The following is a 24,513-nucleotide window of genomic DNA, read 5'->3' on the forward strand; positions in this document are numbered from 1 at the left end:
CCGCCGAGCCGCTCTCAGAACCCGTGCGGCAGCCACGGCGCCACGTCCGACCCGAACGCCACCGTCGCCTCCGCCAGCGCCCCCTCGCGCAGCTCCCGCACCCGCCCGGCCGCCGCCAGCGAGGCGAGCGGCACCCCGCCCAAGTAGGCCGCGCCCAGCTCCCGTACCGACAGGGCCACGTCCGCCGGGTCCGCCGACCGTGCGCACACCGCGCCCTTCGCGTCGCCGGTCAGCCGCCAACGCCCCTCGTTCCACGGGCAGAACGCGTCCTGGACCTCGAACACCACGTCCACCGGTGTCCGGTACGTCCGGGCCTCCAGCGCCGCGCCGACGTCCACCAGCCGCACGTGCAGCCAGTCCCGCTGCCGCGGCGCGCACCGCCGTACGTCGGACACCAGGTGCTGCCACGCGTCGTCCACCGGCCGCGAGCGCAACCGCAGCGTCGACGTCAGATCGATGCCGAAGAGGAACCGCAGCAGCGCCGCGTACGCCTGCGGGTCCATCGACGCGCCGGAGCCCCGCGGCGCCCGCGGATCCGCCACCTCCAGGTCCTCCAGCACCACCACGCCCTCCGCCCCGGCCGGCCCCCACTGCGGCTGCACCCTCAACCGTACGAACCCCAGTACCGTCCCGTCCGCGTCCTCGGCCAGCACGCACTGGAGCGCCGACGCCCCGCCCCGGTCCTTCTCCGGGTCCAGCACCGGCACCCGCTCCCAACCCGGTTGCCGCGCCAGCATCCCCGGACGGCCCGGCACGGCACGCGCGTAAATCTCCTCGCACGTCTGCCGTACGGCCTCGTCGGCGAGCGGCGCGTACCGCAGCCGCACCCCGTCCGTGCCCTCCGGCACCGCGAGCCGCACCCGCGCCGTGTCGATCTCGGCGCGCGTCTCGAACGCCCCCACGCCGTAACCGAACCGCCCGTAGATCGCCGGCTCCGAGGCGGTGAGGACCGCGAGGGCCTCGCCCCGCTCCCGCACGTCGTCCAACTGCCGCCGCATCATCCGCGTCAGCACCCCGCGCCGCCGGTGCGTCGCCGCCACGCTGACCATGGTCACCCCGGCCGCGGGAACCAGCGCGCCCCCGGGAACGGACATCCGGAAGCTGCACGCACCCGCGGTGCCCACGCACGCCTCACCGTCCCACACGCCCAACGACCGGTCGAACTCCGCCAGGTCGCGCCACAGCGCCCGTTCCTCGTCGCTCTCCGCCACCCCGCCGAACGCCCGCTCCAGGGTCGCGTACCACCCGTCCCACTCGACCGGAGAGAGTGTCCGCAGTTCCGTAGTCATATGCCATGCCTACCAGCGGCCCACCATGACGAGCCACTCATTTCGAACGCGATGTCACAGGGGTCCCCCTGCGAGGCAACCGCGCGGGTGGATAAGGTCCACGGCAATGGGCCAAGCGAGAGTCGATTCGTACGCGGCCCGGTTGCGCAAGTCCGCGCACCGGGTCCGCGGCGGGCTGCGCAGATCCGGAGTCGACTACTTCCGTGGCGACGGCTCCGACTGGATCGCGCTCGCCTTCCTGCTCCTGACCGTCCCCGCGATCGCCCTGGGCACGATCGCGATGCCGGTGTGGTGCGCGCCGGCCGCCCTGGTCCTGCCCATCGTCGCGGGCGGCCTGCTGCTCCGCCCGGCCAGCCTGCTGGGGCTGTACGCGGCGGCGGCGACCGCGCTGATCGTCGAATCCGTGGTCCTCGGCCCGTACACGCAGGGGCCCGCGCGGGTCACCCCCGGCGTCGTCCTCACCGTCGCCGCCTGCGGGTTCTTCGGCCTGGTCCTCGCCCAGTTCAGGGCGAGGGTCGGCGTGCCGTGGCGACGCGGCGGCACCATGCTCTTCGACCTGCGCGAACGCATCCGCGTGCAGAGCGCGCTGCCCGCCCTGCCGAAGGGCTGGCACAGCGAGATGGCGCTGCGCCCGGCCGGCGGCCAGTCCTTCTCCGGCGACTTCGTCGTCGCCGCCCGTACCGGCCACGGCGGCCGCACCCTCGAAGTGGTCCTCACCGACGTCTCCGGCAAGGGCATGGACGCGGGCTCCCGCGCCCTGCTGCTCTCCGGCGCGTTCGGGGGCCTCCTCGGCTCCCTGCCGTCCCACGACTTCCTGCCCGCCGCCAACGGCTACCTGCTGCGCCAGGACTGGGACGAGGGCTTCGCCACCTCCATCCACCTCGTCCTCGACCTGGAGACCGGCGAGTACGAACTGCTCTCCGCCGGCCACCTCCCCGCCCTCCAGTTGCACGCCGGCAGCGGACGCTGGGAGGAGAAGTCGGGCGAGGGCCCCCTCCTCGGCGTGTACGACGGAGCGGAGTTCGACCCCACGAAGGGCGTCCTGGCCCCCGGCGACGTCCTGATGCTCTTCACCGACGGCCTGGTGGAAGCCCCCGGCCGCGACATCAGCGAAGGCGTCGACCGGCTCACCGGCGAAGCCGACCGCTACGTCGCGGCGGGCTTCGAGGGCGCCGCCTGGCACCTCATCGAAGCCGTCGCCAAGGACGTCAACGACGACCGCGCCCTGCTGCTCCTGTGCCGCAACTGACGGCGCCCGCCACCACCCCGTAACGCCCCGGCCCCGGCCCCGGGGGTGGTGCCAGGTACACCCCGGGAAGGGTGGCGGAACGGCTCAAGCAGACCCCGGCGGCGCGCATACGCTCCTGGCCGAGCGGCCACCGAGTGGTCGACGGGCGCAACGGGCGGGGGAGTCGGCATGACGGTACGGGGAGTCCTGCGAAGAGCGGCGGCGGGCACACTGGCGGCGGCGACGCTCCTGCTCGGCACGGCGCACACCGCGCACGCGGCACCGCAAGCACCGGAGGAACGGGCGCCGCGAGCCGCCCCGCGGACCACCCCGCCCGCACCCCCGGCGCCCGCCGCCCTCCGCGCCTTCCTCGACGAGGAGGTGCCCGCCCGGCTCGCCGCCCGCAACATCCCCGGCGCCGCCGTCACCGTCGTGTCCGGCACCGACGTGATCAGCGCCGGGTACGGCATCGCCGACACCGCGCGAGGCAACCCCGTCGACCCCGCCCGCACCCGCTTCTTCACCGGCTCGGTCGGCAAGGTCTTCACCGGCATCGCCGTCATGCAACAGGTCGAGCGGGGCCGCCTCGACCTGTCCGCCGACGTCAACCGCTACCTCGCCGACGCCCCCTTCACCATCGCCGACACCTTCCCCGGCCGCCCCGTCACCGTCGGCGACCTCCTCACCCACACGTCCGGCTTCGACACCGGCGTCTACGGCGTCGGCCACAGCGAACCCGAGGTCCCGGTCGGCATGGCCGCCCACCTGCGCACCCACCAGCCCGCCCGGGTACGCCCGCCGGGCACCGCGGCAAGCTACGACAACTACGGCCTGACGCTGGCCGGACACCTCGTCGAAAGGGTCTCGGGCCGCCCCTTCGCCTCGTACGTCGAGGAGCACATCCTGCGCCCGCTCGCCATGACGCAGACCACCTTCGACCAGCACGACCCCCGCGTCCCGCACCCGGACACCGCCACCGGCCACCGGCCCGCCGGCGGCGGACAGCAGCGCGCCCGCGGCCAGTTCGGCCCCATGACCGCCGCCGGCGCGGGCTCCGTCACCACCGCCGCCGACATGGCCCGCCTCATCCAGGCCCTGCTCGACGACGGGCGGGCCCCCACGGCCACACACCGCCCCACCCGCACCACCTCCGGCACCGCCACCCCAGCCCCCGGCACCGCGACCCCAGCCTCCGGCACCCCAGCCCCCGGCACCGCCACCCCCGCCCCAGGTACCGCCACCCTCGCCCCCGACCCCCGCATCCTGCGCCCGGCCACCAACACCGCCCTGCTGTCCCGCCACTTCGGCCCCGACCCACGCATCCCCGGCATGGCGTACGTCTTCACCCAGAACCGCCGCGAGGGCCGCACCCTGCTCCTCAAGGACGGCGACCTCCCCGGCTTCCACACCCTCCTGGCACTGCTGCCGGACCGCGACACCGGCCTGTACGTCAGCTTCAACGGCGACGGCGACGACGCCACCGCCGCGCACGCGGCCCGCGACCTCGTGAACGAGTTCGTCGCCCGCTTCCACCCGGCCGACCGGGAGCCCGCGAACGGCGCCACCGGACACGCCCTCCCCGCCGGCGCCGACAGCGAATCCGGGAACGGCGCCCCCGGGGAAGCCCTTACCGCCGACGCCGACCGGGAATCCGAGAACGGCGCCACCGAGGGCGCCCTCCCCGCCGACCACGCGGGGAGCTACCGCTCCACCCGCACCTCGCAGAACGACCTCTCCGCCGCCTCCGCCCTCCTCGGCGACGTCACCGTCACCGTCGCCGCGGACGGCGTCCTCACCACCGAGGGGCCCCTCTCCCCGGACCCCGCCAGGACCACCCAGCACTGGATCCCGGCGGGGCCCCACCTCTACCGCGAACGCGGCGGCCAGGACGTCCTCGCGTTCAAGGACGGCATGCTGCTCTCCGGCCAGGACCCGACCGTCGCCTACACCCGCATCCCCTGGTACGCGTCCGCCGCGCTCCACCGGACGGCCCTCCTCACCGCCGTGGCCGTCCTGTCGACCGCCCTGCTCGGCTGGCCGGCGACCGCGCTCGTACGACGCCTGCGCCGCGCCGCCGCCCCCACGGGACCCGCCGCCGCGCGGGCCGTCGGCTGGACGACGGCGGCGCTGCCCGTGCTCTTCTGCGGGCTTTTCCTGGCCCTGGCCGCCGACCCCAACGCCATGAACGAGGCGGTCTTCCTCGGCGGCTCGCCCCTGCTGACCGGCTCCCTGCTCACCCTCGCCGCGGCCGTTCCGCTCACGGCGACGACCCTGGTCCTGACGGTGCTCGCCGTGCGGCGCGGCTGGTGGGGGAGGGCCGGACGTCTCCACTTCGCCCTCGTCGGGCTGTCCGCGGCCGTCTTCCTCGCCGCCCTGACCCCCTACCACCTGGTCGTACGGCCGCTCCTCGGCTGACCGGCCCGCCGGGAGCGCAAGCAGAAGCCGGCGCCGGAGCCGGGGAACACCCGCAGCGGAAGCAGAAGCAGGCGAACGCCCTCAGCGGAGGCCGGGGCCGGGGAACGCCCTCAGCGGAAGCAGAAGCCGGGGCCGGAGGACACGCGCAGCGGAAGCAAGAGCCGCGGAACGCCCTCAGCGGGGCGCCCCGGCCCCCGCCGGCACCCTGCCGTCGCCCTCGGTCGCCGCCGGCTGCGCGGTCTTCCCCGGCTCCGTCCCGCCCCCGCCCGCGGCACCGCCTGCGCTCCGGTCCGCGCCGCGGCGGAACGCCCACGACAGGTCCGGTTCCGCCACCAGCCGCATCGCACGCCGCACCGGCGGCGTGCACAGCACCGTCACCAGGGCCACCGCGGCCAGCGTCACCGCGATTCGCCCCAGCGGCGTGTCCAGGTGGTACGTCTCGGCCCACTTCGCGTGACTCGCGTACTTCACCACGAAGCCGTGCAGCAGATAGCCGCCGATGGTGCCCGCGCCCAGCACCGTGAACCACATGCGCCGCCTCGGTACCCACGCCAGGAACCCCGCGGTCAGCACCAGCGCCGCCACGAACATCGCGTACGTCGTCAACACCCCCAGCCACCACGGCTGGTCCATGTACTGGGCGCTCTGGTTGCGGTACACCCAGCCCAACTGGGTGCGCGGCGCCGCCCAGTACAGGAATCCCGCGGACAGCGCGAAGACCGGGAGCGCGGCCCACCGCACCGACCACCGCTGCACCAGCCGGAAGTGCTCCGGCCGCAGCCGCAGGCCCAGCACGAAGAACGGCAGGAACTGCAGCACCCGTTGGGCCGACAACTGCCCCGAGATGTCCGGCGTCGCCGCGGCCGCTCCCGCGATCAGCAACGAAATCTGGACCGGCCACCTGATCGCCATGAACAGCGGAGTGAGCAGCCGCCACAGGAACAGCGCCATCAGGAACCACATCAGGAAATACGGCGACAACAGCCGTACCGCGACGTCCCCGTCCCCCATCGCCGCGAAGAACACCGCGTACGCCGTCTGGAAGACCACGTAGGGAACGGCAACGCTCGAAATCAGCCGCATCATCTTTTTCGGCCGCATGTCGAAGGACCGCGAGAAATAACCGGAGATGAGGATGAAGGCCGGCATGTGGAAGACGTACACCAGCATGTAGAGCGCCTCGGTCGCCCGGCTCCCCGCCAGTACCAGCGGCCACGAATGCCCCACCGCGACGAGTACGATGGCCAGGTACTTCGCGTTGTCGAAGAACGCGTCCCGTCCCCCACCGCCCTTCTCCGCCAAGGGATCCGCGGTCTGTGGCCGGGCGGGCCGCAGAGCCGGGACCGCTTCCTTCAGCGGAGGGAGAGGGGCTCTCTGGTGCTCAAGGGGAGACTGAAGCATTTGAGGCACCCTAGTGGCGCGGCGTCCTCCCGTCACGCCTCACACCCGGTCCACCCGCCCCCTCGGCCCCACGCGTTCACCGGCCGACGGATGTGATCCAGCCATCAACTGTCCGTCACCCAGCAGCGAGGCCCGGGGTGTTGGTGGCACGATGGCCTGGCGGGGGAAGCACTGGGTCGTGTATCCCCGGGCCGGCAAGGCGGACCGACCAAGGGTGTGATCAGTTGTGGCCATTTCACTGTCAGTGGTGCTGCTGTTGGCAGTCGTCCTCGTGGTGTTGATACGCGGCAAGTCGCTCAAGGCGGGACCGGCGGTGGTCGCCGTCCTGTTCGGCTTCTTCCTCGCCTCCACCGGCATGGCCGACGACATACAGCGGTTCCTCAACTCGCTGGCGAGCACACTCAACAACATCCAGTTCTGAGGCCCGGCGCACCGCTGGGACGACCGGGAGCACCCTCGGCGACCCGCAGCCCCACGCGAAAAGACCTCCGGCCCGGCGAGAGAACTCGCCGGGCCGGAGGCCATCGGAGCGGGCGACGGGAATCGAACCCGCGTAGCTAGTTTGGAAGACTAGGGCTCTACCATTGAGCTACGCCCGCACACGCACCCCCGAGGCCGCCGCAGCGACCGGGGTACGGAGAGCATCGTAGCGGGTGATGGCACGTGCACGCACACCCCGTTCCCGTCGGGGCCCTCCGGCGGGTCGTAAAGCGGCCGACGCGGCGCCCGCGGGCATGTACCCTACGTCTCGCACCGACGGGGTGTGGCGCAGCTTGGTAGCGCGTCCGCTTTGGGAGCGGAAGGTCGTCGGTTCGAATCCGGCCACCCCGACCAGCAGGATCTTTGTACCGGGACCCCGCAGTACCCCTCCGGGGCCCTCCCGGGTCCACCCGCAAGATCGCATTGTGGGAGCACGTCGGCTTGCCGTTACTATGCAGGTTGCGTGCCCGTGTGTCTGATACCGGGCCGATGAGCAGGACCGCCCTAACTGAAGCGGTTCGGCAGAACCCCAGAAGTCAGCCACCAAGGAGACCGAACCGTGAAGAGCGCCGTGGAGACCCTGAACCCGACCCGGGTTCGGCTCAGCATTGAGGTGCCCTTCGAGGAGCTCAAGGACAGCCTCGACGCGGCGTACAAGAAGATCAACCAGCAGGTCACGGTGAAGGGCTTCCGCAAGGGAAAGATCCCGAACCGAGTCATCGACCAGCGGTTCGGCCGTGGCGCGGTGCTGGAGGAGGCCGTCAACGACGCCCTCCCGAAGTTCTACACCGAGGCCGTCAACGAGGGTGAGCTGAACCCGCTGGGTCAGCCCGAGGTCGACATCACGGAGCTGAAGGACGGCGAACTGCTGGCCTTCACCGCCGAGGTCGACATCCGCCCGTCGATCGAGATCCCGGACTACTCCGGCATCGAGGTCGAGGTCGACGCCGTCACCGTCTCCGACGAGGACGTCGAGAAGGCTGTCGAAGACCTGCGTGGTCGCTTCGCCTCCACCAACCCGGTGGAGCGCGCCGCCGAAGACGGCGACGTCGTCACGATCGACCTGGAGGCCAAGGTCGACGGCGAGGTCCTGGAGGACGGCGTGGCCGAGGGTGTCTCGTACACCATCGGCTCCGGCGAGCTCCTCGAAGGCATCGACGACGCCGTGAAGGGCCTGGAGGCCGGTGGCGAGGCCACCTTCACCTCCCAGCTCAAGGGCGGCTCCGCCGAGGGCAAGGACGCGGAGGTCACCGTCAAGGTCACCGCCGTCGCCGCCCGTGAACTCCCCGAGCTGGACGACGACTTCGCGCAGATGGCGTCGGAGTTCGACACGCTGGAGGAGCTGAGGGCGGACAGCCGCAAGCGCCTGGAGAACATGAAGCAGTACGACCAGGCCACCCAGGCCCAGGAGCGCGTGCTCGACAAGCTCATCGAGCTCGTCGAGGTCCCGATCCCGGAGAACCTGCTCGCGGACGAGGTCAAGACCCGCAAGCACAACCTGGAGCACCACCAGCTCGGTCAGATGGGCATCGACCTCGCGAAGTACCTGGAGATCCAGGGCAAGACCGAGGAAGAGTTCGACAAGGAGACCTCCGAGCAGGCGGTCAAGGGCATCAAGACCCAGTTCATCCTCGACGAGCTGGTCAACAAGGAGAAGCTGAACGTGAACCAGGAGGAGCTCACCGAGCACCTCATGCGTCGCGCGCAGTCCTCCGGCATGTCCCCCGACCAGTTCGCCCAGGCCGTCGTCGAAGGCGGCCAGGTCCCGATGCTCGTCGGCGAGGTCGCCCGCGGCAAGGCCCTCGCGGTCGTCGTGGAGGCCGCCACGGTCAAGGACACCAACGGTGAGCTCGTCGAGCTCGACGACGACGAGGACGAGACCGCCGAGACGGTCGAGGCCGACGCCGCCGCCGAGGGCGAGTCCGCAGAGGACGAGGCTCCCAAGGACGCCGCAGAGGCCAAGTAGGTCTCGTTGACTCCGTAGTTGCACCGGCTCCGGAGCACGACAGCGGGCCCGGACGCGCACGTCGCGTCCGGGCCCGCCGTCGTACCGCCGCACACCCGCCGCGCCGCGACGGCGGGACCCCCCGCCCCACGAAGCGGCGACCGCCCCGCACCGCCCGCCCCGTACGTACACCTGAGCCCACCACCTTGCGCTCCCAGCGAACAGTTGCTGAAGCGGGATGGCGTTGTCCTACCTGCGCGTTAGGGTCCATGAGTAGGCGGGTTGGGTGGGATACCCGACTCCCCGTACGAAGACGCTGAGACGGCCGGAGCCGTCAGAGACGAGCAGGTGGAACACGTGACGAATCTGATGCCCTACGCCGCCGGCGAGCCGTCCCTCGGTGGAGGCCTCGGCGACCAGGTCTACAGCCGACTTCTTGGCGAGCGCATCATCTTCCTCGGCCAGCAGGTCGACGACGACATCGCGAACAAGATCACGGCGCAGCTGCTCCTCCTGGCCGCCGAGCCGGAGAAGGACATCTACCTCTACATCAACAGCCCCGGTGGCTCGGTGACGGCCGGCATGGCGGTGTACGACACCATGCAGTACATCCCCAACGACGTCGTCACCATCGGCATGGGAATGGCGGCCTCCATGGGCCAGTTCCTGCTGACCGGCGGCGCCGCGGGCAAGCGCTTCGCGCTCCCGAACACCGACATCCTGATGCACCAGGGCTCGGCCGGTATCGGCGGTACCGCCTCGGACATCAAGATCCAGGCCCAGTACCTCCTGCGCACCAAGACGCGCATGGCGGAGATCACCGCCCGGCACTCCGGCCAGACCGTCGAGACGATCATCCGCGACGGCGACCGCGACCGCTGGTACACCGCCGAAGAGGCCAAGGACTACGGCCTCATCGACGAGATCATCACCGCTGCGTCGGGCGTTCCCGGCGGCGGCGGCACCGGCGCCTGAGCCAGGCCCCGGCAGTCCCGCCCCCGCAACCGAGCAGTCCCACGACGAGACGCCCGAAAGCCACCAGGATGGTGAACACCCACATGAACAATCTCTCCGCCCAGAGCGCCTCCGGCCTCTACACCGGCCCGCAGGTGGACAACCGCTACATCGTGCCGCGCTTCGTGGAGCGCACCTCGCAGGGCGTGCGCGAGTACGACCCGTACGCCAAGCTCTTCGAGGAGCGCGTGATCTTCCTCGGCGTGCAGATCGACGACGCGTCCGCCAACGACGTCATGGCGCAGCTGCTGTGCCTGGAGTCGATGGACCCCGACCGCGACATCTCGATCTACATCAACTCGCCCGGCGGCTCCTTCACGGCGCTCACCGCGATCTACGACACGATGCAGTTCGTGAAGCCGGACATCCAGACGGTCTGCATGGGCCAGGCGGCCTCCGCCGCCGCCGTCCTGCTCGCCGCGGGCACGCCCGGCAAGCGCATGGCGCTCCCCAACGCCCGCGTGCTGATCCACCAGCCGTCCTCGCAGACCGGCCGCGAGCAGCTCTCCGACCTGGAGATCGCGGCCAACGAGATCCTGCGCATGCGCACCCAGCTGGAGGACCTGCTCGCGAAGCACTCCACCACGCCGATCGAGAAGATCCGCGACGACATCGAGCGCGACAAGATCCTCACGGCCGACGACGCACTGGCGTACGGCCTGGTCGACCAGATCGTCTCGACCCGCAAGACCACGGCCGCGGCCGCGGCCTGAACCGCCTCGGCGAAATGAAGTAACGGGTCCTGCCCACCCCTTGGCACCGGCGCACGAAGCGGTCCGCGTACGCGTGAACCGTGCCAAGGGGGGCCCGAACGGGGGGCAAGGCAAGGTACCGTCGAAGTTTGAGGCACCAGGAGTCGCTGCACCCGGCGGCTCCCAGGCGAAGGGGATTCACCTCGTGGCACGCATCGGTGACGGCGGAGACCTGCTCAAGTGCTCGTTCTGCGGAAAGAGCCAGAAGCAGGTGAAGAAGCTCATCGCAGGTCCCGGTGTGTACATCTGCGACGAGTGCATCGACCTCTGCAACGAGATCATCGAGGAGGAGCTCGCCGAGACCAGCGAGGTCCGCTGGGAGGAACTCCCCAAGCCTCGTGAGATCTACGAGTTCCTGGAGGGGTACGTCGTCGGGCAGGAGCCCGCGAAGAAGGCCCTCTCGGTGGCGGTCTACAACCACTACAAGCGGGTCCAGGCCGGCGAGAACGGCGGAGCCAACCGCGACGACGCGATCGAGCTCGCCAAGTCGAACATCCTCCTGCTCGGCCCGACCGGCTCCGGCAAGACGCTCCTCGCGCAGACCCTGGCCCGCATGCTGAACGTCCCGTTCGCCATCGCGGACGCCACGGCGCTCACCGAGGCCGGGTACGTCGGCGAGGACGTCGAGAACATCCTGCTGAAGCTGATCCAGGCGGCGGACTACGACGTCAAGAAGGCCGAGACCGGGATCATCTACATCGACGAGATCGACAAGGTCGCCCGCAAGAGCGAGAACCCGTCGATCACGCGCGACGTGAGCGGCGAGGGCGTGCAGCAGGCCCTGCTGAAGATCCTGGAGGGCACCACCGCCTCCGTACCTCCGCAGGGCGGGCGCAAGCACCCGCACCAGGAGTTCATCCAGATCGACACGACGAACGTGCTGTTCATCGTGGGCGGCGCGTTCTCCGGACTGGAGAAGATCATCGAGTCGCGGGCCGGCGCCAAGGGCATCGGCTTCGGCGCGACGATCCGCTCCAAGCGGGAGATCCAGGCCAGCGACCAGTTCTCGGAGATCATGCCCGAGGACCTGGTGAAGTTCGGGATGATCCCGGAGTTCATCGGCCGTCTCCCCGTCATCACCTCGGTCCACAACCTGGACCGCGAAGCGCTCCTGAAGATCCTCGTCGAGCCGCGCAACGCCCTGGTCAAGCAGTACCAGAAGCTCTTCGAACTCGACGGCGTCGAGCTGGACTTCGACCTCCCGGCACTGGAGGCCATCGCCGACCAGGCGATCCTGCGCGGCACCGGGGCGCGCGGCCTGCGCGCCATCATGGAGGAGGTCCTCCAGTCGGTGATGTACGAGGTGCCGTCCCGCAAGGACGTGGCCCGGGTCGTCATCACGGAGGAAGTCGTCCACTCCAACGTCAACCCGACCCTGGTACCGCGCGAGCCTCGGATCATCGGCAAGGGCGACGGCGGGCGGCACGAGAAGTCCGCGTAGCGCTCCCCGCGTCACGCACGGTGTACGAGGAGGGCCCGTCCGGTGGAATACCACCGGACGGGCCCTCCTCGTCGCGTACCGGTCTTGCCGTGACGTCGGCGTCAGTTCTTGACGCGGACGTCGTTGCGGAGCTTGGCGACCTGCTCGGCGGTCTCGTCCATGCTCAGCGGCTGCTGTCCGTGGGCCGCGTAGCCCGCGGCGAGCGTGCTGTAGTCGGCCCAGGCGCAGATGGTGGACGTGACCATCGCGTTGGTCTGCTTGTTCTTGCCCTGCATCGACTGGCACTTCATGAGGGCGTTGTCGAGGGAGCCGGGGCTGACGGACTCGGGGCTGCCCAGCAGCTTGGCCGCGTCCTTGTTCTTCGCGGCCCCCTCGTCGGAGTCGGCCCTCAGCTTGGCGAAGAAGTTGTCCAGCGCCTTCTCGGGATCGGCGATCCGGCCGTAGGCGCCGTTGAAGCTCACCACCTTGGCGGTCTTCACCTTTTCGAGGGAGGAGGGGTCCGTCGGGGTCAGCTTGGACCGATCGACGTCCGAGTAGCTCATGCCCACCAGCTGCGCGTCGGCGACCCCCGCCGCGGTGAACCCCTGCACGGACTTGTCGTCCTTCGACGTTCCGTCGCCCGGCTGGAGCTTCTTGTAGGCCCCGCCGAACACCGTCTCGGACGCGGTCAGCTTGTGCGGGCCATCGTCGGAGATGCCCGTGAAGAAGGCGAAGTACGCGCCCGTGCCCGCCGCCGCGAGGACGACCACCGCAAGGCCCACGATCAGGCCGGTCTTCTTCTTCGGCTCCGGGCCGCCCGGGTACGGCTGCTGGCCGTACGGGCCCTGCGGGGGCTGCTGGCCGTAGGGCGGCTGCTGCCCCTGCTGCTGCGGGTAGCCGTACCCCTGCTGCGGGGGCGGCGCCTGCTGCGGGTAGCCGTAGCCCTGCGGCGGCGGGGCCTGCGGGGGGTAGCCGTAGCCGGGCCGGCCCTGCGGCGGCTGGCCGTAGGGGCCGGGCTGCTGGCCGCCGTACGGGTTCGGCTGCTGCGGTGGCTGGCCGCCGTACGGGCCCGGCTGGTGGTAGCTCATGTACTGGGTTCCCCTCCAGATGCTTATGCGTCCCGAACATCCTGACGGAAGGGTGCGACAGGAGGGCTCGCGGGGGCCCGACTGTTACCGAACAATCGCGTTTCGAAGCGGTACCCCCGGGCCCTTAAACTGGCCGCGTGACCGAGAACTCTCAGACTCCGCAGCCCGCACCCACTTCCGACTTGCCGACCACCTACGCGCCGGCCGACGTAGAGGGGCCGCTGTACGAGCGCTGGGTGGAACGCGGTTACTTCGAGGCCGACGCGAAGAGCGACAAGCCCGCCTACACCATCGTCATCCCGCCGCCGAACGTCACCGGCTCCCTGCACCTGGGCCACGCCTTCGAGCACTCGCTGATCGACGCCCTCACCCGCCGCAAGCGCATGCAGGGCTTCGAGACGCTGTGGCAGCCCGGCATGGACCACGCCGGCATCGCCACCCAGAACGTCGTCGAACGCGAACTCGCCAAGGAGGGCAAGTCCCGCCACGACCTGGGCCGCGAGGCGTTCGTCGAACGGGTCTGGCAGTGGAAGGCGGAGTCCGGCGGGCAGATCGCCGGCCAGATGCGCCGCCTCGGCGAGGGCCTGGCGTGGAGCCGGGACCGCTTCACCATGGACGAGGGCCTGTCCAAAGCCGTCCAGACGGTCTTCAAGAAGATGTACGACGACGGCCTGATCTACCGCGCCGAACGCATCATCAACTGGTGCCCGCGCTGCCTGACGGCCATCTCCGACATCGAGGTCGACTACCAGGACGACGACGGCGAACTCGTCTCCATGAAGTACGGCGAGGGCGACCACACCATCGTCGTCGCCACCACCCGCGCCGAGACGATGCTCGGTGACACCGCCGTCGCCGTCCACCCCGACGACGAGCGGTACGCCCACCTCATCGGCACCCGCATCAAGCTGCCGCTCACCGACCGCACCATCCCGGTCGTCGCCGACACCCACGTCGACCCCGAGTTCGGCACCGGCGCCGTCAAGGTGACGCCCGCCCACGACCCGAACGACTTCGCCATCGGCCAGCGCCACGACCTGGACACCATCCAGGTCCTCGACGAGCGCGGCGTCATCGTCACCGCAGGACCCTTCCAGGGCCTGGACCGCTTCGAGGCCCGCTCCGCGATCGTCGCCGCCCTGCGCGCCGAGGGCCGGATCGTCGCCGAGAAGCGCCCGTACGTCCACTCCGTCGGCCACTGCTCCCGCTGCAAGACGACGCTGGAACCGCGCCTGTCGATGCAGTGGTGGGTCAAGGTCGAAACGCTCGCCAAGGCCGCCGGCGACGCGGTCCGCGACGGACGGGTCGACATCCACCCCGCCGACATGACGCAGCGCTACTTCGACTGGGTCGACAACCTCAACGACTGGTGCATCTCCCGCCAGCTGTGGTGGGGCCACCGCATCCCCGTCTGGCACGGCCCCAGCGGCGAAATGGTCTGCGTCGGCCCCGGCGAGGAAGCACCGACCGGCGAAGGCTGGCACCAGGACACCGACGTCCTCGACACCTGGTTCTCCTCGGGCCTGTGGCCCTTCTCCACGCTGGGCTGGCCGGAGAAGACGGAGTCGCTGGAGAAGTTCTATCCCAACTCCGTCCTGGTCACCGGCTACGACCTGATGTTCTTCTGGGTCGCCCGGATGATGATGTTCGGCCTGTACGCCATGGACGACGTCCCGTTCCGCACCATCGCCTTCCACGGCATGGTCCGCGACGAGAACGGCAAGAAGATGTCGAAGTCCTTCGGCAACGTCGTCAACCCGCTCGACTGGATGGACAAGTACGGCGCCGACGCCGTCCGCTTCACCCTGGCGCGCGGTGCCAACCCCGGCGTCGACGTGCCCGTCGGCGAGGACTGGGTCCAGGCGTCCCGCAACTTCGCCAACAAGATCTGGAACGCCACCCGGTTCGCCCTGATGAACGGCGCGACCGTCGAGGGCGAACTGCCGCCCGTCGAGCAGCTCTCGGCCGTCGACCGGTGGATCCTCTCCCGCCTCAACAAGACCGTCGCCGACGTCGACGCCTTCTACGACGACTACCAGTTCGCCAAGCTCAGCGACTCCCTCTACCACTTCGCGTGGGACGAGGTCTTCGACTGGTACGTCGAGCTGTCCAAGACGACGTTCTTCGCGGGCGGCGAGCAGGCCAAGGTGTCCGCGCGGGTCCTCGGCGAGGTCCTGGACGTCATGCTGCGCCTGCTGCACCCGGTCGTCCCGTTCGTCACCGAGACGCTCTGGACCAACCTCACCGGCGGCGAGTCCCTGGTGATCGCCGACTGGCCCGCCGACTCCGGCTTCCGCGACGCCGCCGCCGAGCAGGAGATCGAACTGATCCAGCAGGTCGTCACCGAGGTCCGCCGCTTCCGCTCCGACCAGGGACTGCAGCCCGGCCAGAAGGTCCCCGCCGAGCTGACCCTGGACGGCACGGCGCTGGCCCCGCACGAGGCGGCCATCCGCCAGCTGCTGCGCCTGCAACCGGCCGGAGACGGCTTCCACGCCACCGCGTCGCTGCCGGTCGCCGGAGCCACCGTCGCCCTCGACCTGTCCGGCACCATCGACGTGGCCGCCGAGCGCAAGCGCCTCACCAAGGACCTGGAGGCCGCCAAGAAGGAGGTCGTCCAGGCCAACGCCAAGCTCGGCAACGAGGCGTTCCTCGCCAAGGCGCCCGACAACGTCGTGGACAAGATCCGCGGCCGACTCGCCAAGGCGGAGGCCGACATCGCGCGCATCACCGCGCAGATCGAGGCGCTGCCGCAGCAGTAGGCACCCCGCCCGGTCGTACGCAGCGGCCCCGCACCACGAGATCCACGGTGCGGGGCCCCCGCGTGCCGAGGGCGACGAGTGCCGCTTATCACGCGTAAAGGGACAGTGGCCCGCCGTATCGGGGCGGACGGCCCGGCATCATGGAGCGTATGCACGACAAGCCCACCGCCTCGCCGGTACACCGGGCCTGGGCGGCGGGCCGACGCTGGCTGGACAGCCGCACGGTCCACCGGCACACCGTCGACCTGTTCGTCCCGCTGATCTGCTTCGGGCTGATGCTGCTGGACGTGCCCGGCCTGGCCGAGGGCGACAACCCGCTCAACGGCTACTCCGCCACCGTCGTCCTCGCCCTCGGCGCGAGCTCGCTGCTGCTGCGCCGCCGCTTCCCCTGGATCCCGTACGTCGTCGCCCTGGGCCTGCTCGGCTGGCTGCACGAACTGACCCTCGTACAGTTCGCCCTCTACAAGATCGGCCGCTACCGGGGACGGGCCGCCGCGATCGTCGCGACGGCGGGGTACGTGGTCTGCGCGTACCTGCTGTTCCTCTTCCAGCGGTGGCCCGAGAAGCAGGCGGACACGCTCCCGGAGTTCCTGAGCCTCGTCGTGCCCATCGGAGTCCTCGCCGCAGGCGTCGGCGTCGCCGCCAACCGGCAGGACCTCGTCCGGGAACTGGAGGTGCAGAAGGCGCACACCGCCGCCCTGCGAGCCGTCCAGCAGGAACGGGCCTCCGTCGCACGCGACGTGCACGACTTCGTCGGACGGGAACTGACGCTGCTCGCCGTGCGGGCCGAGGTGCTGGCCGTACGGGCCCGCGGACAGGCCCACCAGAAGGACTTCGACGAACTCTCCGAGACCGCCCGCACGGCACACCGCATCCTCAACGAGCTGATCGTGCAGCGCGCCCGGGAACGGGACCCCACCCCCGGCATCGAAGCCCTGTCCGTCCTGGCCGCCGAGGGCGAACGGGCCGGCAGCCGCGTCGAGCTCGACATCGACGCGCAGGCCGCCGCCCTGTCGCCGCTGCGGCAGGCGGCCGTCTACCGGGTCGTCCAGGAATGCCTGACGAACGCCGTCAAGCACGCCCCCGGCGAGGCCGTGAGGGTGCGGATCGCGCTCGACGGCGCCCACCTGCGCGTGGAGGTCGTCAACGGACTGCCCCGCGCACGGCCCGCCAAGCAGCCCGTGTCGGCGGGCACCGGCACCTTCTCGATGGACGAACGGATGCGCGCCATGGGCGGCACGCTGGAGTCGGGGCACCACGGCGGGGAGTACCGGGTGGTGGCGGTGCTCCCCGCCGGGGTCCAGTAGCACGGTCACGCCACCGCCACCGGCCCGGGGGCGGGCGCGGGTTGTCGGGACGCGGGCGTCGGGCGGGGCGGGACGGAGCGCTCGCGGGGCGGCGGCGGGAGAATCGGCTCGACGGCTCGACGGCTCTCCTCAGCTCGCCTCAGCTCGCCGCGAGGAGCCTCTGGAGGCCGTCGAAGTCGTCCACGCACTTGCCGGACCCCAGCGCCACACAGTCCAGCGGAGCGTCCGCCACCCGTACCGGAATGCCGGTCGACGCCGAGATCCGCAGGTCCAGTCCCGGCAGCAGCGCACCTCCGCCGGTCAGCACGATGCCGTGCTCCATGACGTCACCGGACAGCTCCGGCGGGCACTCCTCCAGGGTCGTCCGCACCGCCGCGATGATCGCTTCCACGGGCTCCTCCAACGCCGCCCGCACCTCGGCCACCGACAGGTCGAGGGTCATCGGCAGACCGTTCACCCGCTGTCGGCCGCGGATCGTGAACGCCCGCATCTCCAGCGCCGGATCGTCGGGCACCGGCCACGCCGTGCCGATGGCCACCTTGATGTCCTCGGCGGTGCGCTCCCCGATGAGGAGCTTGTGTTCCTTGCGCACGTACTCGGTGATCGCGGAATCCATCCGGTCGCCGCCGACCCGCAGCGACTGGGCCGTCACGATGCCGCCCAGCGAGATCACGGCGACCTCCGTCGTGCCGCCGCCGATGTCGACGACCATCGAACCGCGTGCCGACGACACCGGCAGACCCGCGCCGATCGCCGCCGCCCTCGGCTCCTCGATCAGGTGCACGGCCCGTGCGCCCGCACGCTGGGCCGCGTGCACGATGGCGCGACGCTCCACCGGCGTCACCCCGCTCGGTACGCACACCACCATGCGGGTGCGCGGACGGCGGCCCGGCACCGCCTTGCGGACGAAGTGCCGGATCATCTCCTCGGCCGCCTCGTAGTCGCTGATGACCCCGTCCCGCAGCGGGCGGATCGCCGTGATGGAACCGGGCGTGCGGCCGATCGTCTCCTTGGCCTCGGTGCCCACGGCGAGCGCCGTCGAGGAACCCGCCTTCACCGCCACCACCGACGGCTCGTTGAGGACGATGCCGTGCCCCCGCATGTACACCAGGGTGTTCGCCGTACCCAGGTCGATGCCTATGTCCCGGCTGACACGGCCGCTCCGGCCGCGCGGGGCGGCCGACGTCGTCTCGTCGCTCACTCGAAAACCTCCCGAATCGTGATCTACCAGGGTCACACACTCCATTCGTACAGCTGTGCCCAAAGGTCCTGGTCGCGGAGGGGAGAAGGTCCCGGCCGCTCACCGCCGGGGGCTGTCGGGGACTGCCGGTGGGGCTCCGTAGACTGACGGGGTGAGCGACCTCCCCCCGAACGACGACCACGCCGACGAGCCCGCCCCCGATGCCTCCGCCTTCGAGGAGATCGTCGCGGCCGAGACCCAGCGCGATCCCGACCTCGCCGTCATCGAGGCCGGCAGCCGCACCCTGCGCGCCCAGGGCACCGTCCCGGCCGGCGACGCCGCGCCCGGCCGCCCCCAGGACCCCGAGGTGGACAAGGCGCTGCGCGCGGTGGAGACCGAACTCGCGGGCCGCTGGGGCGAGACCAAACTCGAACCCTCGGTGACCCGGATCGCCGCCCTCATGGACGTCCTGGGCGAGCCGCAGAGGGCGTACCCGTCCGTCCACATCACCGGCACGAATGGCAAGACCAGCACGGCCCGCATGATCGAGGCCCTGTTCGGCGCCTTCGAGCTGCGCACCGGCCGCTACACCAGCCCGCACGTGCAGTCGATCACCGAGCGCATCAGCCTGGACGGCCTGCCAATCAGCGCCGAGCGCTTCGTCGAGACCTACGAGGACATCAAGCCGTACGTCGAGATGGTCGACGCCGCCGAGGACTACCGGCTCTCCTTCTTCGAGGTGCTCACCGGCATGGCGTACGCGGCCTTCGCCGACGCGCCCGTGGACGTGGCCGTCGTCGAGGTCGGCATGGGCGGCACCTGGGACGCCACCAACGTCATCGACGCGGCCGTCGCCGTGGTCACCCCCATCTCCCTCGACCACACCGACCGCCTCGGTTCGACGACCGGCGAGATCGCGGGCGAGAAGTCCGGCATCGTCAAGCAGGGCGCGACCGTCGTCCTGGCGCAGCAGCCGGTCGACGCGGCGCAGGTCATGCTGAAGAAGGCCGTCGGCGTGGACGCGACGGTGGCCCGCGAGGGCATGGAGTTCGGCGTCGTCGCCCGGGAGGTCGCCGTCGGCGGCCAGTTGGTCACCCTGCGCGGCCTCGGCGGCGAGTACGAGGAGATCTTCCTCCCGCTGCACGGCGCCCACCAGGCACACAACGCGGCCGTCGCACTCGCCGCCGTCGAGGCGTTCTTCGGCATCGGCGCGGAGCACGCCCGCACCCTGGACATCGACACCATCCGCAAGGCGTTCGCGGCCGTCACCTCCCCCGGCCGCATGGAGGTCGTACGGCGCAGCCCCACCGTCGTCCTGGACGCCGCGCACAACCCGGCGGGCGCGCGGGCGGCGGCGGAGGCGGTCAGCGAGGCGTTCAGCTTCAGCAGGCTGATCGGTGTCGTGGGCGCGAGCGGCGACAAGGACGTACGAGGGCTCCTCGAAGCCTTCGAGCCGATCTTCGCCGAGATCGTCGTGACGAGGAACTCCACCCCGCGCTCCATGGACGTGGACGAACTCGCGCAGATCGCCGTCGAGGTCTTCGGCGAGGACCGCGTCCAGGTCGAGCCGCGGCTCGACGACGCCATCGAGGAAGCGATCACCCTCGCCGAGGAGGACGGGGAGTTCTCCGGCGGCGGAGTCCTCGTCACCGGATCGGTGATCACTGTCGGAGAGGCCCGGCTGCTGCTGGGAAGGGGCTGAGACCGACGTGCGTACGCTCTGTGCTTCCACGCTGATCGGCGAGTTCTTCGTCATCGGCTTCGCCGGTCTGGTGGCGATGAAGTCCGACGACCTGTCGATGACCACGGTCTGGACGGTGTGCGGCGTCGCGATGCTGTTCTCCGTCCTGCTCTGCGGGATGATCACGCGGCCCGGGGGACTCCAGCTGGGCTGGGCGCTCCAGGTCGGCCTGGTCGTCAGCGGCTTCTGGGTGCCGGTCATGTTCTTCCTCGGCGCGGTCTTCGGCGGACTGTGGTGGGCGTCCGTCCACTACGGCCGCAAGATCGACGAAGCGAAGGCCCGGTGGGCGGCGCAGGCGGAGACGTGACAAGGACCCGGTCGGCGACGCGGGCGTAGCCGTAACGGCGGCCCGGTGGGCGGGGCAGGCGGAGACGCCACGAGGGCACGGTGGCCGCCGCACGCGCTGGCGCAGTGACGCGGGCGGCGCGGGCGAAGGCGTAACGGCGGCCCGGTGGGCGGCGCAGGCGGAGACGTGACGAGGACCCGGTCGGCGGCGCGGCCGAAGTCGTAACGGCGGCCCGGTGGGCGGCGTGGGCGGAGACGCCACGAGGGCACGGTGGCCGCCGCACGCGCTGGCGCCGTGACGGCACAGCGGGCGGCGCGGGCGAAGGCGCAAGGAACCGAGGCAGCCGGGGCCCGGTGCGTCACCGAAGCACGGCACCCGGGCACGGTTCGCCGAAACGGGGAAGAAATCCCCGCTTTCCCGCCGCTCCCGTGCCGGGTGCCCGGAACGCGCCCGAGCCGCGCGCGCCGCAGCGAACGGGTCCGGGTGCCACTCCCATGGACGCTCCCTGTAGCCTCTGGCCACACGCATACGCATGCCTGCAAGGAGCCGTACATGACCCAGCGCACCCTCGTCCTGCTCAAGCCCGACGCCGTCCGCCGCGGACTCGTGGGCGAGGTCATCGGCCGCGTCGAGCGCAAGGCCGGATGGGCGATCACCGCGCTGGAGATGCGCAACCTGGACAGGGCCCTTCTGGAACAGCACTACGGCGAGCACGTGGGACGCCCCTTCTACGAGCCCCTCGTCGAGTTCATGTCGTCCGGCCCGGTCGTCGCTCTCGTCGTCGAGGGCGAGCGGGTCATCGAGGGTGTACGCCAGCTGGCGGGACCCACCGACCCGATTGCCGCAGCGCCCGGGTCCATTCGGGGTGACTTCGGCACCATCGTCCGCGAGAACCTGATTCACGCCTCGGACTCCGAGGAGTCCGCAGAACGCGAGCTCAAGCTGTTCTTTCCGGGGCGCGTCTGACCCGGACACCGGACGCTTTTCCTGACGTGAAGTCAGCCGAACAGCTCCCACGGCCTGGGGCGACCGAAGTAATTCGGTCGCCCTTCGGCATATGCACCGTGCGGAAGGGAACGCATCCCCCCGACACGGCGTCACCATTACTGAGGCGGGTGCTCGTTCCGCCCACAATGGCGAAGGACCCTCGCGCGGTGACCGCACATGCGGCACTACGATGGACCCACCGCGCCAGCAGCTTCAGCGCACCACCCACTTCGCCTACCGAATCAAGCCATCACACGCTCCACTCGGGAAGGCCCGACGCATCCTCATGGGGAAGAAGAGGGAACCAATGTCGTTCATCGGCCGTGATATGGCTGTCGACCTCGGGACCGCCAACACGCTGGTGTACGTCAGGGGCAAGGGCATCGTCCTCAACGAGCCCTCCGTCGTCGCCATCAACACCAACACCGGCGGCATCCTCGCCGTCGGCTCCGAGGCGAAGAAGATGATCGGCCGTACACCGGGCAACATCGTTGCCGTACGGCCCCTGAAGGACGGCGTGATCGCCGACTTCGAGATCACCGAGCGGATGCTCCGCTACTTCATCCTGAAGATCCACAAGCGTCGCTACCTGGCGCGCCCGCGCGTCGTCGTCTGTGTGCCCTCCGGCATCACAGGGGTCGAGCGTCGCGCCGTCATCGAGGCGTCCACGCAGGCCGGCGCCCGCCAGGTGCACATCATCGAAGAGCCCATGGCCGCGGCCATCGGTTCGGGCCTGCCCGTCCACGAGGCCACCGGCAACATGGTCGTGGACATCGGCGGCGGCACCACCGAGGTCGCCGTCATCTCCCTCGGAGGAATCGTCACGGCACAGTCGATCCGCGTCGCCGGCGACGAGCTGGACAACGCGATCATCCAGCACATCAAGAAGGAGTACTCCCTCCTCCTCGGTGAGCGCACCGCCGAACAGATCAAGATCACCATCGGTTCGGCGTACGACCTCGACAAGGACGAGCACACCGAGATCCGGGGCCGCGACCTCGTCTCCGGCCTGCCGAAGACCGTCGTCATCTCCGCCGCCGAGGTCCGCAAGGCCATCGAGGAACCGGTCAACGCGATCGTCGACGCCGTGAAGACGACGCTCGACAAGTGCCCGCCGGAGCTGTCCGGCGACGTCATGGACCGCGGCATCGTCCTCACCGGCGGCGGCGCCCTGCTCCGCGGCCTGGACGAGCGGCTGCGCCGGGAGACCGGCATGCCGATCCACATCGCCGAGGACCCGCTGGACTCCGTCGCGCTGGGCTCCGGCAAGTGCGTCGAGGAGTTCGAGGCACTCCAGCAGGTCCTGGACGCCCAGCCGCGCAGATAGCAGTACCGGAAAACCGTCCAGGGCCACCTGCCGGCCCCGGACAGCCGACCGGGTCGAGAATCCGCCGTACGGGGCCTGTCGTCCCGTGCGGCGGATCGTTGATATAGACGCATACGAAACTTCTCCGAAAAGGAAGGCACGGCCGCCGCACGTGAGGGACACACGAGAGAGCCGGCTGCTCCTGGTGCTGCTGATCGCCGTAGCGTTCGCGCTGATCACGGTCGACATCCGCGGCGGGGAGGACTCCCCGGTCGACGGTGCCCGCCGGGCCGCCGCCACGGCCTTGGGGCCCGTCGAGAAGGGCGTCGCCACCGCCGTCGACCCGATCGGCAACGCGATCGGCGCCGTACGGAAGTCGGGGGAGACCCACGACCAGGTCAAGGCACTGGAGCGGGACAACCAGGAACTGCGGCTGCGGCTCGGCAGCGACGACCGCAACCAGAGCCGGGTGCGCGAGCTCGACGGCATGCTGAAGAAGGCGGGCGCCGGGCAGTACGGAATCAAGGGCGCCGAGGTCATCGCGATAGGAGCGGCCCAGGGCTTCTCCTGGACCGTCACCATCGACGTCGGCAGCAACGACGGCATCCAGCGCGACATGACCGTCCTCAACACCGACGGACTCGTCGGCCGCGTCACCACCGTCGGCCCCGACACGGCGACCGTGCTGCTGGCCAACGACCCCAAGTTCACCGTCGGCACCCGCATGGAGAAGACCAACGAACTGGGCTTCGCGAACGGACAGGGCGACCGACCGCTCAGCGTCCAGTTCCTCAACGGCAAGGCGAAGGTCAAGCCCGGCGACCGCCTGGTGACCTTCGGCTCGCGCGCCGCGAAGCCGTTCGTCCCGGGTGTCCCGGTCGGCGAAGTGATCCGGGTGGACCCCTCCGGCGGCGACCTCACCCGTACCGTCTACGTCCGCCCGTACGTCGGCTTCACCAGGCTCGACCTCGTCGGCGTCGTCGTCCAGGCCCCGCGTACCGACCCCCGTGACACCGTTCTGCCCAGCAAGCCCAAGCCCGCCCCGACCGTCACCGTCACGGTCACCCCGTCGCCCCCGGCCGGCGGAGACCCGGACGGAAACGCCGCGAACAACGAAAACGCTGCCGACAACGGAAACGCGGCCAACAACGGAAACGGCGCGAACAACGGCAACGGCGACGGCAACGCCGCCGACCAGTAGGAGCTGAACCTGATGCGCATCAACCGGATTCTGCTCTCCGCCGCCCTGGTGGTCGTCGCCCTGGTCATCCAGGTCACCGTCCTCGCCAGACTGCAACTCCCCGGCGCGGTACCCGACCTGACCCTCCTCGTCGTACTGGGCCTCGCCTTCGTGTACGGACACGTCGGCGGCGCCCTGATCGGCTTCGGCGCCGGTCTCCTCGCCGACCTCGCACCGCCCGCCGACCACGCCGCCGGCCGCTACGCCCTCGTGCTCTGCCTCATCGGCTACCTCGCCGGACTCGCCAAGCCCGAGAACGGACGCCTGCGCTCCGCCACCGCGCCCATGCTCGTCGTGGTCGCCGCCGCGATCGGCTCCACACTGCTCTACGCGGGCGTCGGCTCCCTCGTCGGCGACACCGCCGCCCGCCACGTGGGCCTGGGCGGACTGCTGTTCACGGCGGCGCTCTACGACCTGCTCCTCGCCCCGTTCGTCGTCCCCGGCATCATGGCGCTCGCCAGGCGCGCCGAGAACGACCCCCTCTCCGAGTCGTCGTCCTCCGGCGCCGACGTCTCCGCCGGCTGGCTCTCCTCCGGCACGGGACTGCGCATCGGCCAGCAGAAGGGCGGCCTGCGCCTGCGCGCCGCCCGAAACCGCGCCCAGCGCGCCGGACGCATCAAGGGAGTGAAGCGCCTGTGACGCCGCACCGACCCGGGCACGCCCCCCGGCCCGCCG

19 protein-coding genes and 2 tRNA genes are annotated in these 24,513 nt (G+C 70.7%); 16 read left to right on the top strand and 5 right to left on the bottom strand.

Features of this window, described 5'->3' with window-relative positions; translation table 11 throughout:
• Positions 1 to 14: 14 nt before the first annotated feature.
• On the bottom strand, positions 15 to 1,289 hold the full coding sequence (locus ACQPZG_RS23440) for a GNAT family N-acetyltransferase (RefSeq protein ID WP_433547697.1): 1,275 nt from the start codon (positions 1,287 to 1,289) through the stop codon (positions 15 to 17).
• Positions 1,290 to 1,395: 106 nt separating this feature from the next.
• On the opposite strand from ACQPZG_RS23440, the gene ACQPZG_RS23445 reads away from it, so the two are divergent.
• Together ACQPZG_RS23445 and ACQPZG_RS23450 are read left to right on the top strand one after the other, a co-directional pair.
• Positions 1,396 to 2,538, top strand: a complete 1,143-nt coding sequence (locus ACQPZG_RS23445; RefSeq protein ID WP_433547698.1) for a PP2C family protein-serine/threonine phosphatase — start codon at positions 1,396 to 1,398, stop codon at positions 2,536 to 2,538.
• Positions 2,539 to 2,706: 168 nt separating this feature from the next.
• Positions 2,707 to 4,932 (top strand): serine hydrolase domain-containing protein, encoded by a 2,226-nt coding sequence (locus tag ACQPZG_RS23450; RefSeq protein WP_433547699.1) that lies wholly within the window; start codon positions 2,707 to 2,709, stop codon positions 4,930 to 4,932.
• 174 nt (positions 4,933 to 5,106) lie between these two features.
• On the opposite strand, the gene ACQPZG_RS23455 is transcribed toward ACQPZG_RS23450, so the two are convergent.
• Entirely contained in the window at positions 5,107 to 6,333 is a 1,227-nt protein-coding gene (locus ACQPZG_RS23455) for an acyltransferase family protein (protein ID WP_433547700.1), read from the bottom strand.
• A 226-nt stretch (positions 6,334 to 6,559) separates the two neighbouring features.
• Between ACQPZG_RS23455 and ACQPZG_RS23460 the strand changes: the two genes are divergently transcribed.
• Positions 6,560 to 6,754 (top strand): hypothetical protein, encoded by a 195-nt coding sequence (locus ACQPZG_RS23460; protein WP_185026444.1) that lies wholly within the window; start codon positions 6,560 to 6,562, stop codon positions 6,752 to 6,754.
• A 107-nt stretch (positions 6,755 to 6,861) separates the two neighbouring features.
• On the opposite strand, the gene ACQPZG_RS23465 is transcribed toward ACQPZG_RS23460, so the two are convergent.
• A tRNA-Gly gene (locus ACQPZG_RS23465) sits at positions 6,862 to 6,932 on the bottom strand.
• 158 nt (positions 6,933 to 7,090) lie between these two features.
• Here ACQPZG_RS23465 and ACQPZG_RS23470 point away from each other — a divergent pair.
• From ACQPZG_RS23470 to clpX, 5 genes are all read left to right on the top strand, one after another.
• Positions 7,091 to 7,167 (top strand) — tRNA-Pro (locus ACQPZG_RS23470).
• 205 nt (positions 7,168 to 7,372) lie between these two features.
• On the top strand, positions 7,373 to 8,779 hold the full coding sequence (gene tig / locus ACQPZG_RS23475; protein WP_433547701.1) for a trigger factor: 1,407 nt from the start codon (positions 7,373 to 7,375) through the stop codon (positions 8,777 to 8,779).
• Positions 8,780 to 9,115: 336 nt separating this feature from the next.
• Positions 9,116 to 9,733: an ATP-dependent Clp protease proteolytic subunit gene (locus tag ACQPZG_RS23480; protein WP_373312408.1), complete on the top strand. Its 618-nt coding sequence runs from the start codon at positions 9,116 to 9,118 to the stop codon at positions 9,731 to 9,733.
• A gap of 68 nt (positions 9,734 to 9,801) precedes the next feature.
• The gene (locus tag ACQPZG_RS23485) at positions 9,802 to 10,485 is read left to right on the top strand and encodes an ATP-dependent Clp protease proteolytic subunit (protein ID WP_308437312.1); all 684 of its coding nucleotides are present in this window, start codon (positions 9,802 to 9,804) and stop codon (positions 10,483 to 10,485) included.
• 184 nt (positions 10,486 to 10,669) lie between these two features.
• Positions 10,670 to 11,965 (top strand): ATP-dependent Clp protease ATP-binding subunit ClpX, encoded by a 1,296-nt coding sequence (gene clpX, locus ACQPZG_RS23490; protein ID WP_433547702.1) that lies wholly within the window; start codon positions 10,670 to 10,672, stop codon positions 11,963 to 11,965.
• 101 nt (positions 11,966 to 12,066) lie between these two features.
• On the opposite strand, the gene ACQPZG_RS23495 is transcribed toward clpX, so the two are convergent.
• The gene (locus tag ACQPZG_RS23495) at positions 12,067 to 13,032 is read right to left on the bottom strand and encodes a hypothetical protein (RefSeq protein WP_433547703.1); all 966 of its coding nucleotides are present in this window, start codon (positions 13,030 to 13,032) and stop codon (positions 12,067 to 12,069) included.
• Between the two features lie 137 nt (positions 13,033 to 13,169).
• Between ACQPZG_RS23495 and ACQPZG_RS23500 the strand changes: the two genes are divergently transcribed.
• Positions 13,170 to 15,791, top strand: coding sequence for a valine--tRNA ligase (locus tag ACQPZG_RS23500; RefSeq protein ID WP_433547704.1), 2,622 nt, complete (start codon positions 13,170 to 13,172; stop codon positions 15,789 to 15,791).
• 149 nt (positions 15,792 to 15,940) lie between these two features.
• Positions 15,941 to 17,098 (top strand): sensor histidine kinase, encoded by a 1,158-nt coding sequence (locus tag ACQPZG_RS23505; RefSeq protein WP_433547705.1) that lies wholly within the window; start codon positions 15,941 to 15,943, stop codon positions 17,096 to 17,098.
• Between the two features lie 139 nt (positions 17,099 to 17,237).
• Here the strand turns inward: ACQPZG_RS23505 and ACQPZG_RS23510 are convergent, their stop codons facing one another.
• Positions 17,238 to 18,299, bottom strand: coding sequence for a rod shape-determining protein (locus ACQPZG_RS23510; protein WP_433547706.1), 1,062 nt, complete (start codon positions 18,297 to 18,299; stop codon positions 17,238 to 17,240).
• A 151-nt stretch (positions 18,300 to 18,450) separates the two neighbouring features.
• On the opposite strand from ACQPZG_RS23510, the gene folC reads away from it, so the two are divergent.
• The 6 genes from folC (at position 18,451) to mreD (ending at position 24,477) form a co-directional block, all read left to right on the top strand.
• A complete protein-coding gene (folC, locus tag ACQPZG_RS23515) occupies positions 18,451 to 19,980 on the top strand; it encodes a bifunctional tetrahydrofolate synthase/dihydrofolate synthase (protein WP_433547707.1) in 1,530 nt (509 codons plus the stop codon).
• A gap of 7 nt (positions 19,981 to 19,987) precedes the next feature.
• Positions 19,988 to 20,326: a DUF4233 domain-containing protein gene (locus ACQPZG_RS23520; protein ID WP_433547708.1), complete on the top strand. Its 339-nt coding sequence runs from the start codon at positions 19,988 to 19,990 to the stop codon at positions 20,324 to 20,326.
• A gap of 531 nt (positions 20,327 to 20,857) precedes the next feature.
• Positions 20,858 to 21,271, top strand: a complete 414-nt coding sequence (ndk, locus tag ACQPZG_RS23525; protein ID WP_433547709.1) for a nucleoside-diphosphate kinase — start codon at positions 20,858 to 20,860, stop codon at positions 21,269 to 21,271.
• 328 nt (positions 21,272 to 21,599) lie between these two features.
• Positions 21,600 to 22,619: a rod shape-determining protein gene (locus ACQPZG_RS23530; protein WP_185026424.1), complete on the top strand. Its 1,020-nt coding sequence runs from the start codon at positions 21,600 to 21,602 to the stop codon at positions 22,617 to 22,619.
• Positions 22,620 to 22,770: 151 nt separating this feature from the next.
• Positions 22,771 to 23,799 carry a rod shape-determining protein MreC gene (gene mreC / locus ACQPZG_RS23535; RefSeq protein WP_433547710.1) on the top strand — a complete coding sequence of 343 codons (1,029 nt, stop codon included), beginning with the start codon at positions 22,771 to 22,773 and terminating at the stop codon, positions 23,797 to 23,799.
• A gap of 12 nt (positions 23,800 to 23,811) precedes the next feature.
• Positions 23,812 to 24,477, top strand: a complete 666-nt coding sequence (gene mreD / locus ACQPZG_RS23540) for a rod shape-determining protein MreD (protein WP_185026420.1) — start codon at positions 23,812 to 23,814, stop codon at positions 24,475 to 24,477.
• The last annotated feature ends 36 nt before the right edge of the window (positions 24,478 to 24,513 follow it).

The sequence above is a fragment of the Streptomyces sp. CA-294286 genome (assembly GCF_050947155.1).
GTDB lineage: Bacteria > Actinomycetota > Actinomycetes > Streptomycetales > Streptomycetaceae > Streptomyces.

Excerpts from the sequence above, each read along its gene's own strand:
- ACQPZG_RS23440 (WP_433547697.1), bottom strand. The coding sequence starts at position 1,289 with ATGACTACGGAACTGCGGACACTCTCTCCGGTCGAGTGGGACGGGTGG.
- ACQPZG_RS23445 (WP_433547698.1), top strand. The coding sequence starts at position 1,396 with ATGGGCCAAGCGAGAGTCGATTCGTACGCGGCCCGGTTGCGCAAGTCC.
- ACQPZG_RS23450 (WP_433547699.1), top strand. The coding sequence starts at position 2,707 with ATGACGGTACGGGGAGTCCTGCGAAGAGCGGCGGCGGGCACACTGGCG.
- ACQPZG_RS23455 (WP_433547700.1), bottom strand. The coding sequence starts at position 6,333 with ATGCTTCAGTCTCCCCTTGAGCACCAGAGAGCCCCTCTCCCTCCGCTG.
- ACQPZG_RS23485 (WP_308437312.1), top strand. The coding sequence starts at position 9,802 with ATGGTGAACACCCACATGAACAATCTCTCCGCCCAGAGCGCCTCCGGC.
- ACQPZG_RS23495 (WP_433547703.1), bottom strand. The coding sequence starts at position 13,032 with ATGAGCTACCACCAGCCGGGCCCGTACGGCGGCCAGCCACCGCAGCAG.
- ACQPZG_RS23505 (WP_433547705.1), top strand. The coding sequence starts at position 15,941 with ATGCACGACAAGCCCACCGCCTCGCCGGTACACCGGGCCTGGGCGGCG.
- ndk (WP_433547709.1), top strand. The coding sequence starts at position 20,858 with ATGACCCAGCGCACCCTCGTCCTGCTCAAGCCCGACGCCGTCCGCCGC.
- ACQPZG_RS23530 (WP_185026424.1), top strand. The coding sequence starts at position 21,600 with ATGTCGTTCATCGGCCGTGATATGGCTGTCGACCTCGGGACCGCCAAC.
- mreD (WP_185026420.1), top strand. The coding sequence starts at position 23,812 with ATGCGCATCAACCGGATTCTGCTCTCCGCCGCCCTGGTGGTCGTCGCC.